The organism is Gluconobacter sp. Dm-74, from assembly GCF_018256135.1.
In the GTDB taxonomy this organism is placed as follows: Bacteria; Pseudomonadota; Alphaproteobacteria; order Acetobacterales; family Acetobacteraceae; genus Gluconobacter; species Gluconobacter cadivus.
This window is the reverse complement of the sequence record NZ_JAERLX010000015.1, coordinates 18716-34751: the sequence shown is the minus strand read 5'-3', so window position 1 is coordinate 34751 and position 16036 is coordinate 18716. Positions and strand designations below refer to the sequence as shown.

Annotated in this window: 11 protein-coding genes; 5 read left to right on the top strand and 6 right to left on the bottom strand. The window is 60.9% G+C overall.

Features of this window, described 5'->3' with window-relative positions; translation table 11 throughout:
• Nucleotides 1–177: 177 nt before the first annotated feature.
• Both JK208_RS15105 and JK208_RS15100 read left to right on the top strand, forming a co-directional pair.
• Nucleotides 178–558 carry an MBL fold metallo-hydrolase gene (locus JK208_RS15105; protein ID WP_249202188.1) on the top strand — a complete coding sequence of 127 codons (381 nt, stop codon included), beginning with the start codon at nt 178–180 and terminating at the stop codon, nt 556–558.
• A 160-nt stretch (nt 559–718) separates the two neighbouring features.
• Complete coding sequence (locus tag JK208_RS15100; protein ID WP_249202187.1) at nt 719–1123, top strand: hypothetical protein; 405 nt, start codon at nt 719–721, stop codon at nt 1121–1123.
• Nucleotides 1124–1312: 189 nt separating this feature from the next.
• On the opposite strand, the gene JK208_RS15095 is transcribed toward JK208_RS15100, so the two are convergent.
• From JK208_RS15095 to JK208_RS15070, 6 genes are all read right to left on the bottom strand, one after another.
• Nucleotides 1313–4453 carry an error-prone DNA polymerase gene (locus JK208_RS15095; RefSeq protein WP_211576616.1) on the bottom strand — a complete coding sequence of 1047 codons (3141 nt, stop codon included), beginning with the start codon at nt 4451–4453 and terminating at the stop codon, nt 1313–1315.
• 3 nt (nt 4454–4456) lie between these two features.
• Entirely contained in the window at nt 4457–4690 is a 234-nt protein-coding gene (locus JK208_RS15090; protein ID WP_211576615.1) for a hypothetical protein, read from the bottom strand.
• Nucleotides 4690–6219, bottom strand: coding sequence for a DNA polymerase Y family protein (locus JK208_RS15085; protein WP_249202186.1), 1530 nt, complete (start codon nt 6217–6219; stop codon nt 4690–4692). Before JK208_RS15085 ends, JK208_RS15090 begins: the two co-directional genes overlap by 1 nt.
• Nucleotides 6104–6895 (bottom strand): ImuA family protein, encoded by a 792-nt coding sequence (locus JK208_RS15080; RefSeq protein WP_211576614.1) that lies wholly within the window; start codon nt 6893–6895, stop codon nt 6104–6106. The genes JK208_RS15085 and JK208_RS15080 overlap by 116 nt, the downstream gene beginning before the upstream one ends.
• A gap of 427 nt (nt 6896–7322) precedes the next feature.
• Nucleotides 7323–7619: a chromosome partitioning protein ParB gene (locus tag JK208_RS15075; RefSeq protein ID WP_194258253.1), complete on the bottom strand. Its 297-nt coding sequence runs from the start codon at nt 7617–7619 to the stop codon at nt 7323–7325.
• Nucleotides 7616–8278 carry a ParA family protein gene (locus JK208_RS15070; RefSeq protein ID WP_099287553.1) on the bottom strand — a complete coding sequence of 221 codons (663 nt, stop codon included), beginning with the start codon at nt 8276–8278 and terminating at the stop codon, nt 7616–7618. Before JK208_RS15070 ends, JK208_RS15075 begins: the two co-directional genes overlap by 4 nt.
• A 461-nt stretch (nt 8279–8739) precedes the next feature.
• On the opposite strand from JK208_RS15070, the gene JK208_RS15065 reads away from it, so the two are divergent.
• The 3 genes from JK208_RS15065 to JK208_RS15050 all read left to right on the top strand — a co-directional run bounded on the left by JK208_RS15065 (nt 8740) and on the right by JK208_RS15050 (nt 15758).
• A complete protein-coding gene (locus JK208_RS15065) occupies nt 8740–9117 on the top strand; it encodes a hypothetical protein (protein WP_211564491.1) in 378 nt (125 codons plus the stop codon).
• A complete protein-coding gene (locus JK208_RS15060; RefSeq protein WP_249202185.1) occupies nt 9114–10547 on the top strand; it encodes a phosphoadenosine phosphosulfate reductase family protein in 1434 nt (477 codons plus the stop codon). Before JK208_RS15065 ends, JK208_RS15060 begins: the two co-directional genes overlap by 4 nt.
• A gap of 114 nt (nt 10548–10661) precedes the next feature.
• Nucleotides 10662–15758, top strand: a complete 5097-nt coding sequence (locus JK208_RS15050; RefSeq protein WP_211576613.1) for a DEAD/DEAH box helicase family protein — start codon at nt 10662–10664, stop codon at nt 15756–15758.
• The last annotated feature ends 278 nt before the right edge of the window (nt 15759–16036 follow it).

The following is a 16036-nucleotide window of genomic DNA, read 5'->3' as shown; positions in this document are numbered from 1 at the left end:
TGTCAGTGCTCTGTGGGATACCGTCGGCGCTATGCTTCCCGCTTTCACTCCCAGTCAATGCGCCAGCTTCTTTACAGCCGCTGGATATGAACCAGATTAAAGCGGAACCGCTCTAGAGCCGAATATGATTTTTTCAGTAATCCGGCTCATGATAGCGTCCGCAATAAAACCAGTTTCATGACACGCATTGATAGCGTTGATCCGATTATCTCGGCGGATCTTGCGGATCAGATTGCCGTAGACGGATCCGAAGTTCTTGAAGGAATCTCCTTTCACCCCACACCTGGGCATACGCCCCATCACGCGTCTCTCGTGCTGAAATCAGGTATGGAGCGTGCGCTCTTCACGGGTGATGTCATGCATCACCCCATTCAGGTATGTATTCCGGAGTGGAGTGCCGTTTTTGATGCAGATCCTCAGACAGCCATCATATCGCGCAAATGGGCTTTGAATACTGCTGCCGAACACACCGCAGCAGTATTCACATCGCATTTTCCGATGACATCCGCTGGAAAAGTGATGACATACGACCAGGGAAGGGGTTGGTCTTTCCTCTAGGGCTGCCATTATGTCCGCTGTTCACCTCGTTCAATTCCATTGCGGACATTCCGCTTTCCCCCCCCTTTTGAGACAGCTCCCCTCCTCCTATCATTGATAGCCACTTCTCAGTCGCAATGCGATCCGACCATCCTCCTGTCATCAAACAGGAGGATCAAAAATGACCGATACAGAGATCAGTGGGCAGCGCGTGTTGGAGATCACGATATATGGGGTCGTGCTACACGTTCTTCTCGATAACGTGGATGCCGTGATGGAGGCGGAGCCTGAGGAAGACATGCCAGAGAGTCTGTTAACTCTGCTGTCTCTTCGGAACCAGCCATTCATGATTCATGCGGTGCTGAACAATTATATCCTGAGCAAACTCGGAAAAGAGTTTGGAGCGCCGGTAAGCGCGGACGAGATCCTCTCGATCGCAGAAGAAAACGATCCGTATTTCGGCACGCTGCTTGCCGCCGCTGCGGGTTCAGACATCATCACGCATCCTGATCCGTCCGCTACGCCATACTCGAACGCCCGGGTCTCAGTCGTAAAGTTTGAGGCACCGTCACAACCGCATGAATGATGTCCTGATTTGACTTTCGACGTGCGTAAATCCTGTGGACTTATGGACAGCCGTTTCACGGTCGCTCGCGTCCTGATAGACAGCCCTGCAGGTTGACCACAGGCGCGGTTCTGCCCACAATTCCACAGGTTCAACATCAACAGGAATCTCTCTATTTTTGAAATAAGATCGGTCGAACCGATTACCCTCTTATCGAAAGTCCCGAGCCTTCAGCAACTCCGATCCCTGAAGCAACGGCGTTCGGTCTTCCAGACTGAGCACAACAACATGGATCACATCGCCCTCTTTCTGAAGCCTGCCCTTGCAGGCCAAAAGACGGGACGCGAGAAGAGGACGGCGGTATTTCTCCTGCACATCCTTCCAGACAATCAGATTGGCTGTGCCGGTTTCGTCTTCGATCGTGACGAACATCGTGCCGTTCGCTGTCCCTGGCCGCTGCCGCATCAGGACAAGACCTGTAAGCTGGATCCGGCGCCCATCCCGTAGATAAGGAAGATCCCCGCAACGAATAATCCCTTCTTTTCGCAGTCCCTCCCTCAGAAACGCGACGGGATGACCTGTCAGACTGAGGCCAGTGGCCCGGTAATCCTCATGCACCGAGGCCCGCTCTGACATCTGCGGCAGGACAATCTCCGGCTCGATCACCTCCGGTAGTGGAAAGTTCCGACCCCGATCCGCCGCTTCAAACAACGGCAGGGCGGTATCGGCGAGACCCTTAATCGACCAGAGCGCGGCGCGGCGCATCTGTCCAAACACCCGGAACGCGTCCGCTTCCGCCAGACATTCCAGGGCCGAGACCGGCACATCGGCACGGCGCCACACATCGTCAATACTCTCATAATCCGGCATCCTCGCGGCGATCAGGGCCGCGCCGTGCCCGTTTGCAAGCCCGCGCACCATGCGAAAGCCCATCCTTACGGCTTTACGTAAAGACGTACCGCTACGTTCCAGGGTGCAATCCCATCGTGAGGCATTGATACAGATCGGACGGACCTCGACGCCATGGCGTTGCGCGTCCTGAACAATCTGCGAGGGCGCATAAAACCCCATGGGCTGACTGTTTAGCAGGGCGGCGCAAAATACATCCGGGTAGTGATGTTTCATCCAGGCGGACGCATAGGCGATCAGGGCAAACGAAGCAGCGTGACTTTCGGGAAAGCCATAGCTGCCGAAGCCTTCGAGCTGTGCGAAGGTCTGCTCGGCAAAGTCCTGCTCATACCCGTTGGCCAGCATCCCGTTCACCAGCTTGTCCCGGAACGGCGACACGCCCCCGGTCATTTTGAACGTGGCCATGGCGCGACGGAGCTGATCCGCCTCGCCTGGCGTGAAGCCCGCGCAGTGGATCGCGACCTGCATGGCCTGTTCCTGAAAGAGCGGGACACCCAGGGTTTTGCCAAGGATCCCGCGTAGGGTCTCGGACGGATAGGTGACAGGCTCCAGTTTCTCTCTCCTGCGGAGATAGGGATGAACCATATCTCCTTGGATTGGCCCGGGCCGGACAATCGCGACCTGTATCACCAGATCATAGAAAGTCCTGGGCTTCATGCGCGGCAGCATCGACATCTGCGCCCGGCTTTCAATCTGGAATGTCCCGAGCGTGTCGGCTTTCTGGATCATGCGATAGGTCTGCGGATCCTCGGCCGGGATCGAAGCCAAGTCCATGCGGGTCTGATACACGGTGTGCAGCAGCTCGAACCCGCGACGCAGACAGCCGAGCATTCCAAGACCCAGAACGTCCACCTTCATGAAGCGCAGCACGTCAATATCGTCTTTGTCCCAGACAATAATCTGACGTCCGTCCATGGCGGTCGGCAGCAGGGGAACAAGTTCGTCCAGGCGATCCTCGGTCAGCACAAATCCGCCCGGATGCGTCCCAAGCTGGCGCGGAAAGCCCAAAATCTGGCGGGCGAGGTGAAAGGTGAGGCTGAGGCGACGATCCTTCAGGTTCAGACCAAGATCAGCCGCGCGTGCCTTACACAGATCCTGATCCGCGAGAGAGGAGGCGATGTGTTTGGAAAGCTGGCCGGTCAGATCCTCTGGCAGGCCCAGCACCTTGCCGACCTCACGCAACGCGCCTTTGGGCTGATAACGCTGCACGGTGGCACACAGGGCCGCGCGGTGACGGCCATAGTGACGATAGATCCACTGGATCACTTCTTCGCGGCGGTCGCTCTCGAAATCGACGTCGATGTCGGGCGGTTCCTGCCGTTCGGCCGAGATGAACCGCTCGAACAGTAGGCCCGAGCGAACCGGATCAATACTCGTGATGCCCAAAACATAGCAGACGGCCGAGTTTGCGGCAGATCCCCGCCCCTGACAGACAATCCCGAGCGAGCGGGCATGACGCACGATGGTATTCACGGTCAGGAAATACGGCGCGTAGGACAGAGAGCCGATCAGCCTCAGCTCATAGGCGATCTGCGTCTCGACCTCAGGGGGCGCCCCGGCCGGGTAGCGACGCGGCAGGGCGGCCTCGACCAGGCGTGTCAGGGTGTCCTGCGCGCTTTCGCCCGATCTCTCGGTTTCGGTCGGATACTGATAGGTCAGGTCATCCAGACTGAACGTGCAGGCCTCGGCAATTCGCCGTGTGTTGGCCAGGGCGTTCGGAAAGGCAGCAAACAGGCGTGCCTGTTCTTCTGGGGCTTTCAGATGACGATCGGCGTGGACGTGACGGCGGTTGCCGAGAGCATCGACCGTGCAGCCTTCCCGGATGGCCGTGACCACGTCCTGAAGAACATGCCGGCGTGCATCGTGGTAGAGAACATCTCCTGTCACAACGCAGGCCAGTCCCTGGACTTCGCAGAGAGCCGCAAGCGCATGAAGCCGCGCCACATCCCCGGGCTGCCGGAGCATCGTCAACGCAAGAAACCGGGTTCCTTCTTCGTTTGCCCTGTGTCCGGGCAGATCCAGCAGGCTCTGAACGTGACCTGGAAGCGCTGCCAGATCCTCGGGAGGTAACAGGATCAGGACGAGGTCCGGGGCCGCGGCGACGAGATCCTCCCATCCCAGAAGGAAGACCTCCCGCTCGCCCCGGTGATGGCCAAGGGTCAGAAGCTGGCACAGACCCGCCCAGCCCGCACGGTTTCGGGGATAGGCCAGGAGCGCACTGCCGTCACGTAGAGCCAAACGGCATCCGGGTAGAAGACGAAGACCGGCCTCGCGCGCCGCCAGATGGGCGCGGATCACTCCGGCCACAGTGTTCCAGTCGGTCAGACCGATTGTGTCATAGCCCAGGGCTTTCGCCTGGAAGAGCAGTTCATCCGGCTGGCTGCCCGAGCGCAGGAACGAAAACGAGGACGTAACCTGCAGTTCGACATAAGGCGCGTTCATGGTCTAGCGGCGGTGGGGATGGGGATGTCGGCTGCTGTCAGGCCCGTTGCTGGTGGAGGCACGCATGACCACGAAGCCCGAGCGTTCGAGATAGGCGACCAGCCGTTCGGCCACCAGACGCGCCATTAGTTCGGCGGCGTCGTGTGTGCGCCTGCGTCCGTCGTAACAGAGCGCGTGCATCAGGACTTCGGCGACGTCCGAGGTGCTGGCCGGGATCAGATCATCGCGGGGGGCCATCAGAACACTCCCTGAAGAAACCACTCGCCCGAACCGGACCAGTCGTGGCGGCCGTCCCCTTTGCGAAACAGCCACAGGCGCAGGCCGGTCGTGGTCTCGACCTGCCAGTAATCGCGGATCGCGCCATAGTTTTCGACTGTGTGCCACCATTCCCCCAGCAGACGTTCGGGGCCATCGGCCGCTGCAATGCGATGCGTCTGCCGCTTGAGGACGAACTGGCGGGGCGCACCGTCCGGGAGCAGGGCAGTCACCTGCACCCGGACGGGCAGATCGAACACAATGTTCGGCCGCGCCCAGAGCATCTGGCTCGCGAAAGGCGGTTTTGCCATGTCGGCCGGAGAAACGCGAGACTGTCCGTCCTCTGGCCAGGCGGAAAACCGGGGCGCGAGCTGGTGAACCGAAACCACGCCCGGACGATTCAGTAACCGGTCGATCAGAGAGGCCGGGAGGCCCGTTTCAGAGGATCCTGCTTCGTCTGGCAGGACAGAGCGCTCCGGTCCGGCTTCCAGCGGCTCGCTTGCGCTGACGGTCAGGATGACGGTTTCAATTCCGAACTCTGGCGCGATCTGCGGGATCTGGTCCTTCAGCAGGCGCGTCAGACGCGTGCCGTCAGCCGTCGGATCGGACGCCCCCACGCGGACGGCCTGGATGGATCCGTCCACGCGAACACAGAGAAAGTCGAGCTGCCGCGCCCCCTCCCCGCGTGCCCCCAGCTTTTCGCAGACAACCGGCACAAGGGCTGCAATCACCATGGCAATGGCGTCCGGCGTGCTGATCGGCTCGACCAGAGACCGGGTCAGGCAGATCCGGTCAGCAGGTTGAAAGATGCTGAGCGGGCGGACCTGCCGTCCCAGAGCCTCATCGAGACAGGTCAGAAGCTCTGCCCCAAAACGCTTGGCTAGAGGTGCGCGCGGGAGGGCCGCCAACGCGCCGATCGTGTTCAGTCCGAGACGGCTAAGGCTGGATAGCGTCTGTTCCGGCAAAGGAAGCACTGAACAGGGCAACGGCTGCAGCGCCTGTTTCTGCTGACCGGGAGGCACGAGACAGATCCGGTCGATCGCCGAGCGGGCCAAGGCGCGTGAGGCAGCGGCCGTATCGCTCAGCGCCACAGAGCAGGAATGCCCCCTCGCCTTCAGGCGTTCCCTGACGAGATCCAGCATGGCCGTCTCACCCCCGTAAAGATGGGCGCATCCGGTGGTATCGCTGTAGAGGCTGTCCGGAGCATCGAACGCGGGCAGCGGCGACAGCCAGATCAACCATGAGCACAGATTGGTCAGCGCGACTCTCTGTGCGTCGGCGTCCTCTTCTGCGGTCAGAAGATCCGGCACCAGGGAGCGGGCCTGCGCTAGCGGCATTCCGGGTGTCAGTCCGGCTGCGAGCGCAGCCGGACTGACACCAGTGACGGTGTGGCGGTTATGTGCCAGCGCGTGCACAACGAGCGGCCTGTCGGGCGGGAAGTCTTCCGGGCGGGAGAGCTGAAGGCGCTCGGTGCGCCAGAAGGGCATCCAGAGAGCAAGAAAGCGGCGCATGATCGGTGCAGTCGAGGATCCAGTGAGCAGGGCGGCCTCCCCTCACCCGCAGCAGCGCGGCAGAAAGGCGTCGGGAACCGGGAAGCGGCATGGCCAGTCCCGGAAAAAATCGTGGTGATGAGGGATGAGAGAGGATCCGCCAGCGCGTGGCGCACGCGCAGGGATCTTTCCCGGGAGCGCGCGTGAGGGGAGCCAAACGCAGGAAGAAGCCTGTGTTGCCACTCGCCTCTACGGCCAGATTGAGGCGACGGATTTCCTTGAGGCTTGGAACGTGGCTTCCTGTGATAACGGCCAGTGCGCGCTCTGGTCCGCGCAACACGTCTTCGGCGACAGCTAGCAGACTGGCGGGATCCGTTTCAATGCAGACCAGAGTCTCTGGAGACAGACCGGACTGATGCAGTCCCCAGGCATTCAGTGCGGCAGGCGTATCGCTGATCCAGAAGACCGGCCCCCTGCCCTTTTGCAGGATGGGCAGCAGCATGGCGAGACTAGCCCCGATCTCCAGAGGATCAGAAATCAGAAAGTCATGCAGGCTGCCGGTCTTGAGACCGCCGCCGAGATGGATATCGACGGCAGAATGCCCCGTGGCGAGTATGTCAGTCTGGGAACGAGACAGGTCTCGACGCTCCAGGCGTCGGACCTGCTCGCGCAGTCGCGCCAGGGCGTCCGTTGTCATTTATGTTCTCCTTAGCGAGAACATAAAGAGAACAGAGATTTTATGATTGCAAGTGTTTTCCGAATCACCCGGTAAAACAATTTATCGGGTTTTAATAAAAACCGGATAAATTATCAAACCGGATTATTCTTTTTATACAGCTTCCAAGGGGCTTCTATGACAACGCCTTGGGTAACGCCTCGCCTAGTCGCTTCCTTAGCGATTTCGTCGGAGACGTCGGGAAATACCTTAGCGTAGTTGTTCTGTTCGAGGACTGGGTAGGCGGCCTCTACGTTTCGCTGGTTCTCTAGCTACGAAACCATGATCCGCAGCTACGCGATCAACTCGTTCGACATCGGCGGCGGAGGCGACTTTTCCGCGCGATCTGAGCTTTCTCAATTACCCGATAAACAGTATTACCGGGTTTTATAAAAAACCGGATAAACCGTTAAACCGGATTATTCTCTTTATACAGCTTCCATGCGTCTTCTATGACAACACCTTGGGTAACGCCTCGCCTAGTTGCTTCCTTAGCGATTTCGTCAGAGACGTTGGGAAATACCTTAGCGTGTAGTTGTCCTGTTCGAGGACTGGGTAGGCGGCCTCTACGTTTCGCTGGTTCTCTAGCTACGAAACCATGATCCGCAGCTACGCGATCAACTCGTTCGACATCGGCGGCGGAGGCGACTTTTTCGCGCGATCTGAGCTTTCCCACATCAATCGCAAAAGGCTTTTTTTCGGTCATTCTGCCGCTCCTGTAAGGCGTCGGTACACAGCTTGTGCAAAGCCATCGGCGTTTTCGATCGCTGCCACAATGTTACCTTGTGGCGGGATCGAGTGAAGATCTCCACCGAACTCGAAAAGAGCGGAAAATGCAGCACGCTCCATTAAAGGCGGCGTAATCACGTCCACGCCCGAGTCCCTTAGTGAGGCTTCAATGCCTGAATGCTGTTTGGAACGAATTGCCCGTGTCATTGTAAAAACAACTGAGTGAGGAATCTTGCGCCCTAAAGATTCTTCTTCCTCCGCTACTAGGGCAAGGGCTCTTGCTCCTATCGTAGCGTCTAAGGTTGTCGCTCGCATGGGTGTTAAGACTAAATCTGCTTGAGAGATTGCGCGCGAAACCAATCTCGAGGCGACGCCTTCCAAATCGACAATGACAATTTTTCCATCAGCATCATGCCTTTTGATCGTCTTTATAATGTCGCTTTCAGAGACCCTGGTTATCAGGCTGATTCTGGGTGGCTTGGGCGCGCGGTCAGCCCATAAAGTCAGCGCTTCGTTCGGGTCGCAGTCTAACAGAGTTACCTCTGCACCGTAGTGCGCAAGCTGGGTTCCCAAGATAACAGCAGTAGTCGATTTCCCAGCGCCGCCTTTGGGGGACGCGATAGCAATCACAGGCATTATGTTCTCCGCTCAAAGACGCTGTGCTGATTTACGTTCGTAGTCTTGCCCCAGATTTTAGTAAACCGGATAAATGTTAAAATCAGATAAGAAAAAATATCCGGTAACTTAAATAACCCGATAAAATATTACAGGAACGCACTCTACTCCTCTCAATTCACTCAACAAATGGCGGATTGAGAGGTGAGATCAAGCCTGTAAACCGTATAAATAAAAATATCAGGTAATATAAAAAACCGGATAATTAAAAAAACCAGATAACGAAAAAGGGAAATGGCTGGCTGGGATCTGCCCATCCCGCAACAGGTGGGTCAACGCGTATCCTCGCCATGCTCGCCGGCTATGCCGTCTGCGCGTGGCTGCAGGCCGCGTTGATCCTGCCGCTGCGCGGCACTGTTGCAGTCTGAACAACCCCCAGCCGGACGCGACGATGTTCAAAAACCAGAAATGGATCGAGCATCATGCGCCGTCATTACCTTCCTTACGTCCCAACACCACGCGGTCGGCCGCCCATGCGGTGGACCGATACGCAGGAGCCTGTGTCCTGCCGCAAGTGCAATGAGCACTGGGCTGGCGGTGATCCGGCCCTGACCATTTCCTGCACCGGCTGCAACGCTCCAGCACATGAGCCCTGCCGTCGCAGCGCGGGGGGCAATGAACGGGTGTGTGCGTGCCGGGATGAGGCAGCGACCCAGCTTGGACTCCTCTCACGCTGCGGGGGCCTGAGCTGGGACAACCGGCACGTCAAGCCGCTTCTCCTGCGGGACGCTCCGATCGCCAGTGCTCTGATGTGCCGCTCTGTCCGGACAGGTGCCCCGGTCAGCAGGTTCGTGTCATGACACCGGATCTGACGTCGTATGACAGCATCATCGTGGCCGTATCGGGCGGCAAAGACGGCATTGCCTGTCTCCTTGCCCTCCTTGAAGCAGGTGCCTCGAAGGACCGCCTGGAACTGTGGCACCACGAGGTGGACGGGCAGGGGCCATCCTTCATGGACTGGCCCTCCACCTCGCCCTATGTGAGCGCGCTAGCGCGGGACTTCGGCCTGCCGCTCTATCGCTCCTGGCGCAAGGGCGGCTTCGAGCGGGAGATGCTTCGCAAGGACGCACCGACAGCCCCAGTTCTTTTCGAAAGCCCTGAGGGTCTGATCCGCTCAGGCGGGCAGGGGCCGAACGGGACGCGCCTGCGATTTCCCCAGGTCTCCGCCAGCCTGACGACGCGCTGGTGCTCCAGTGTCACCAAGATCGACGTCGCCGACCGCGCGCTACGCGGCCAGGACCGCTTCCTGCACCGCCGCACGCTGTTCGTAACGGGCGAGCGTGCCGGGGAAAGCCCAAACCGTGCCCGCTATGCCGTCTTTGAGCCGCACCGCACGGATACGCGGCACGGCACGCGACGTCGCCGTCATGTCGATCACTGGCGGCCGGTCCACCAGTGGAGCGAGGCGCAGGTCTGGAACAGCCTGAAGCGCTGGAACGTGATGCCGGCGCTGCCATACCGCATCGGCTTCTCCAGACTGTCCTGTGCCACCTGTATTTTTGGCGATGTGCGGCAGTTTGCAACGATCCGCTGGCTCGATCCGGCCCGCTTTGACCGTCTCGTGCAGTACGAGCAGCAGTTCGGCTGCACGATCAAGCGCACCGTGTCGCTGGAGCAGCTCGCCGAGCAGGGCAGGCCGTATGCCGCCGCCCTGGCAGAACCCGATCTGGCCCGCGCGTGCCTGTCGGCGCGGCCGATCCCGACCGTCTTCACACCAGCCTGGGAACTCCCGGCCGGAGCGTTCGGGCAGGGCGGGGGGGGCAACCTGAAAAAAAAGAAGAAAAAACAGAAGGTTGGAAAAAGGAAAAGAGGGGAGGGGGGGCAGCACAGGCCAGCCCGCCCTGCAAGAGGTGGGTCCGTCCGTGTCCTCGCTCCGCTGCGGGCCGGGCGGTCCCGACGCTGCGCGTCGCTCTGGCAGGCCGCACTGTCCTGCGCTCGCCGGAGAGGGTCAGGAAAGGAAATAAAGACAATGTCAGACACCCTCGAACGTCCCGCACAGGCGCACGCCTTCGACCTCAAACAGGCCCACGAAGAGGGCTGGACGATCCTCGAAGGCTGCGGACCCGACAATGACGAGACGCGTCTGGTGGGTCTGCATTGCAGCGATCCGCAGGCCTGGTGGCGCGTGGCGAGGAAGGCAGGCGAGGGTTCGACCTACCACCGTGAGGCGCTGTCCCGCCTGTCCGAGAACGAGCGCGAGCAGATCCGCCTGCGCTTTGGTCCCCTCTGACCCCGCGCTGATCCGGGAGGTCTGACGCCTCTCTCCCCGCACTGATTCTGTTTTCCGGCCCCCCGGTCTGCCTCCGCGCAGCACCGGGCGCTGCCGCTTGTCCGGAGTTTTCCCATGTCCATGTCCCAACTGAGCTTTTTCGATACCTCAGCACTCGGCGGCAGCCAGTCCAATCTCTACTGGGGTGATCTTCCCGGAGACCGCGCCCTTGAGGAAGCCGCCGCTGCGGTCCGACAGGCGACACAGGCCCCGGCTCCGATCCCCGCTGTCCTGCCGAAGGTGGATTTCGTCCTGAGCGGAACGCGTGGCCTCGCCCCGGGCTGGAAAGAGCGCGCCCGCGACAATCTGGCAGCGATCCGCCTTCTGGCTACACTGGAAGCGGAAGACCGCAACGCCAGCGCGGAAGAGCAGGCCGTGCTCGCCCGTTTCACAGGGTTCGGGGCCGGAGAGCTGGCCAACAGCCTGTTCCCGCGTGCCGGAGAGACCTTCCGGTCCGGGTGGGAAGAGATCGGCAGCCAGCTTGAGGCACTGACCAGCCAGCAGGAGCGGGCCGGTCTGGCACGGGCCACGCAGTACGCCCACTACACGCCCGAGCTGATCGTTCATGCGATGTGGGATCTGGCGGCGCAGATGGGGTTCCGGGGCGGCCGTGCGCTCGAACCGGGCTGTGGCACCGGACTTTTTATGGCAAGCGTGCCCCCGAAGCTGGCGCCGAAAACCGCCTGGACCGCGATCGAGAACGATCCTCTGACGGCCCGCATCACGCGCAAGCTGTTTCCGAACCAGTGGGTCCGCGCCGAAGATTTCACGACAGCCAGGCTGGCCGAACGCTACGATCTGGTGATCGGCAACCCGCCGTTCAGCAACCGTACGGTCCGGGGCACGGATGAGCTGGGACGCCTTGGCCTGTCCCTGCATGATTATTTCATCGCCCGGTCCATCTCCCGTCTGCGTCCCGGAGCCGTGGCGATGTTCGTGACGTCGCGGTGGACGATGGACAAGTCCGATGCCGGCGCGCGGCGCACGATCTTCGAGACCGCTGATTTCGTGGGTGGCGCACGCCTGCCAGCCGGGGCCATGCGCGACGATGCCGGAACGGATGTCGTGGTGGACGTGCTCGTGTTCCGCCGTCGCGCACCGGGAGAGGATGCGGGCGATGCGACATGGCTGGACGTGGCGGCGCTGGAGGACACCGATCAGGGCGAAGGTCCGTTGCGGATCAACCGCTATTTCGCGGAAAACGGCCAGCAGGTTCTCGGTCGGCATGACTGGACGAGCGGTCAGTTCGGCCCGGAATATACCTGCAAGGCCAACCCGCTCCAGATGCTGGACGAGGCCCTGCCGCTCGCCCTCGGCCGTCTTTCTTCGCTCGCCCGCTTCCCGGCCCCGCAGACGCTCGATGTTGCGACGGTGCAGGACAATCATGCCGCCGAGGTCGGAACAGCCGCAGACGGTGCCCTGCTGAAAGAGGGCAGTTATCTGCTGCACAAAGGCGTGCTGCACCAGATCATCGACGGCGAAACCGTGCTGGTGAAGGTGAAGAAAGGCGAGCAGAAGGAAGGAATCTTCCAGAAGCACGCGGCCATCATCAAGGGTCTGATTCCTGTGAGGGACGCGGCCCGTCTGGTGCTGCGCGCCCAGGTCGAAAACCTGCCCTACAGTGCCCATCAGGCGGATCTCAAGCGCGCGTATCAGGCGTTCAGCCGTCAGTTCGGGCCGATCAACCTGACGAACACCACGACACGGGTGGATGAGGAGACGGGAGAGGAGAAATCCACACAGCGCCGCCCGAACCTTCAGCCGTTCTACGACGATCCGGATGTGTGGCTGGTCAGCTCGATCGAGGAGTATGACGAGAAGAACCAGACCGGCCGTCCGGGACCGATCTTCAGCGAGCGCGTGATTCAGGCCCCGTCCGAGCCTGAGGTTCACGGCGCCCATGATGCGCTGGCGGTCTCCCTGCATGAGACGGGTGGCGTGGATGTCGAGCGCATGGCGGAGCTTCTGGGCCGCTCCGGTGATGAGGTGCTCGCCGAACTCGGTTCCTCGGTCTATCTCGACCCGATCCGCAGCACAGGCGGCCGTGAGGTCTGGGTGACGGCCGACGAGGCCCTGTCAGGCGCGGTCCGCACCAAGCTGGCGCAGGCCCGGGAGGCTGCCGAGCGCGACCGACGCTATCTGCGCAACGTCGCCGCCCTTGAAGAGGTGCAGCCCGAAGACCTGCGCCCGTCCGACATTACCGCCCGCCTGGGAGCCCCATGGATCCCGGTGCCGGATGTTGAGGCCTTTGTTGCAGAGGTCATGGGGGTTCGCACGACCATTCACCATACGCTGGAGGTGGCGACCTGGAGCGTGGACAAGAGCGGGTTTTCTGGCAAGGCCGAGGCCACCTCGGTCTGGGGAACACAGCGTCGTCATGCCGGGGATCTGCTGGACGATGCACTCAATCAGGCCAGCCCGAAAATCTGGGACACCTGGCGCGATGTGAACGGCGAACACCGTGAACTCAACACGAAGGAGACCGAGGCGGCCAAGGAGAAGCTGGCCGCAATCAAGACCGCGTTTGAGACGTGGGTCTGGCAGGACACCGACCGCGCCGAGCGTCTGGTGCGACTGTATAACGATGCGTTCAACAACCTTGTCCCGCGCACGTTCGACGGCTCTCACCTGAAACTGCCGGGAGCCAGCACGGCGATCAGCCTGCGCGACCATCAGAAGCGGGTGATCTGGAGGATCATCGCCAAGGGCAGCACCTACATGGCTCACGCGGTGGGTTCGGGAAAAACCTTCTCGATGTGCGCGGCCGTGATGGAGCAAAAGCGCCTCGGCCTGATTTCCAAGGGCATGATCGTGGTGCCGGGCCACTGCCTCGCGCAGATGGCGCGTGAGTTCATGATGCTCTACCCGAACGCCCAGATCCTCGTGGCGGATGAGACCAACTTCGTGAAGGACAAGCGCCAGCGGTTCCTGGCCCGGGCCGCCACGGGGAACTGGGATGCCATTGTCATCACGCATGACGCTTTCAAGTTCGTGCCGGTCGAGAGCGCGTTCGAGCAGGAGATGGTCGAGGACCAGATTGCCTCCTACGAAAGTCTTCTGGAGAATGTGAGCCGCGATGACCGACTGTCGCGCAAGCGCATCGAGCGCCTGAAGGAGGGAATGGAAGCCAAGCTGAAAGCGCTATCCAGCCGCAAGGACGATCTCGTGCATCTCGGTGAGATCGGGGTGGACCAGATCCTCGTGGATGAGGCGCAGCAGTTCCGCAAACTGTCCTTCGGCACGAACCAGTCCGATCTGAAGGGGATCGACCCGAACGGCAGTCAGCGCGCTTGGGATCTGTTCGTCAAAACGCGCTACCTCGCCAAGCGCAACCCCGAGCGCGTGCTGGTCATGGCGTCAGGCTCGCCGATCACCAACACCCTGGGTGAGATGTTCTCGATCCAGCGCTTCATGGATCTGCCAGCCCTTGTCGAGCGTGGCCTGCACGAGTTCGACGCCTGGGCCGCAAGTTTTGGCGAGACCCGCACGGAACTGGAGCTTCAGCCGAGCGGTCTTTACAAGCCGGTCACGCGCTTCTCCGAGTTCGTAAACGTCGCGGATCTGATGGCGATGTATCGCGACTTTGCCGACGTCGTGCAGCAGGACGACCTGCGACGCTACGTCAAACTGCCCGAGATTGCGGGCGGCAGGCGTGAGATCGTCGTGGCCGATAGCGGGGACGCCTTCCGCGAGTATCAGAAGACGCTCGCCGAGCGGATCAAGAAAATTGAAGAGCGCACGGGCAAGCCCCAGAAGGGCGACGACATCCTGCTGTCCGTCATCACCGATGCCCGGCACGCGGCGATCGACCTGCGTTTCGTGCGGAACTGGGCCGCGAATGACAACAGCAACAAACTGAACGTCATGATCCGCAGGGTCTTTGAGATCTGGCAGAACACGTCCGCCAATCGCTACACCGACCTTGAGACGGGGCGGGAATACGAGCTTCCCGGTGCCACGCAGATGATCTTCTCGGATCTGGGCACGGAATCCGCGCTGGAGACACGCGGGTTCTCGGCTTATCGCTGGATCCGCGACGAGCTGATCCGCATGGGAGTCCCGCGCGACGAGATCGCCTTCATGCAGCATTACAAGAAGAGCACGGCCAAGCAGGCGCTCTTCCGCGACATGAACTCCGGGCGCAAGCGCATCCTGATCGGATCGTCCGCGACCATGGGAACGGGGGTGAACGCGCAGCAGCGCCTGATCGCCCTGCATCATCTCGATGTGCCCTGGCTGGTCTCGGACATCATTCAGCGCGAAGGCCGGATCGAGCGGCAGGGCAACCAGAACCCGGTGATCCAGCTTTACGCCTACGCCCTGAAAGGATCTGTGGATGCGACGAACTGGCAGATGCTGGAGCGCAAGCAGAAGTTCATCTGCCTTGCCATGTCCGGAGACCGGACGATCCGCCGTCTGGAGGATGTGGGAGCAGAAGCCAACCAGTTCGCCATGGCCAAGGCCCTTGCGTCGGGAGACGAACGCCTGATGCAGAAGGCCGGACTGGAGGCCGAACTGGCCCGCCTGGAGCGCTTGCAGGCCGCGCATCACGACGATCAGTATAACGTCCGTCGTGCGATCGACCGTGCCGAGCGTGACCGCGAGACGGCGCAGGCCGTGATCCCGCGTCTTCAGAACGACATCGCACGCCGTGAGCCGACACGCGGTGAAGCCTTCCGTCTGGTGCGCAAGGACCGGGAGATGACCGAGCGTGAGAAGGCCGGTCAGTGGCTTCTCTCGCAGGCCCGTCTCGCGGCGAAGTCCGGGGAGAAAGGCAAGTGGACCCTTGGCACGGTCGGCGGCTTCGAGATCCTGTGCGAGACCTGGCGCACCCGCTTTGACGGCGAGGAGACGTGGGACGCGACACTCGGCCTTGTGCTGGACGGGCGGATCCTCGGCATGGATTTCGACCGCGAGACAAGCCCGGTCGGGCTGGTCAGCCGCATCGAGAACGCGCTGTTGCGGTTCGAGGCGGAGCTGGCGGACGCGCGCCGTCAGGTGGAGGAAGCCGAGCGCAAGCTCCCCGGTTACCGCGCCCGCGTGGGTCTGGCGTTTCCGGAGGCGGCGCTGTTGCAGGAGAAGCGCGAGGCCATGGCGGCCCTTGAAGCAGATCTCGCAGCCGATACGGAGCGCCGCGAGGAGGCGGAAAAGGCCGAGCTGGAAGCTGCCTGAAATAAAAAAATATAGTCAGTTATGGGGGGGAAGTAGACTGTCTGCTTTGAGAAGATAATCTGAGAACGTAGCCATTCCCAATAACAGTTGGACGGCTTAATGCGATGCCATCTGCTCTTCGTAGCCCCCTTTGCCCAACCGGATGTGCATTACCAACCATCACAACGTCGCATAGAATAGATAGCCTCGAAAGATTGAGTCGGTAGCAGTCACCGTTGTGAAGTAAGGCCATTCAGCTTTGCTCTACGTCTCGGAATGCTATATGGATCCAGAAAAGG

Coding starts and splice junctions, on each gene's coding strand:
- JK208_RS15050 (WP_211576613.1), top strand. CDS start 10,662: ATGTCCATGTCCCAACTGAGCTTTTTCGATACCTCAGCACTCGGCGGC.
- JK208_RS15070 (WP_099287553.1), bottom strand. CDS start 8,278: ATGCCTGTGATTGCTATCGCGTCCCCCAAAGGCGGCGCTGGGAAATCG.
- JK208_RS15075 (WP_194258253.1), bottom strand. CDS start 7,619: ATGACCGAAAAAAAGCCTTTTGCGATTGATGTGGGAAAGCTCAGATCG.
- JK208_RS15080 (WP_211576614.1), bottom strand. CDS start 6,895: ATGACAACGGACGCCCTGGCGCGACTGCGCGAGCAGGTCCGACGCCTG.
- JK208_RS15065 (WP_211564491.1), top strand. CDS start 8,740: ATGCGCCGTCATTACCTTCCTTACGTCCCAACACCACGCGGTCGGCCG.
- JK208_RS15095 (WP_211576616.1), bottom strand. CDS start 4,453: ATGAACGCGCCTTATGTCGAACTGCAGGTTACGTCCTCGTTTTCGTTC.
- JK208_RS15090 (WP_211576615.1), bottom strand. CDS start 4,690: ATGGCCCCCCGCGATGATCTGATCCCGGCCAGCACCTCGGACGTCGCC.
- JK208_RS15105 (WP_249202188.1), top strand. CDS start 178: ATGACACGCATTGATAGCGTTGATCCGATTATCTCGGCGGATCTTGCG.
- JK208_RS15100 (WP_249202187.1), top strand. CDS start 719: ATGACCGATACAGAGATCAGTGGGCAGCGCGTGTTGGAGATCACGATA.
- JK208_RS15085 (WP_249202186.1), bottom strand. CDS start 6,219: ATGCGCCGCTTTCTTGCTCTCTGGATGCCCTTCTGGCGCACCGAGCGC.
- JK208_RS15060 (WP_249202185.1), top strand. CDS start 9,114: ATGACACCGGATCTGACGTCGTATGACAGCATCATCGTGGCCGTATCG.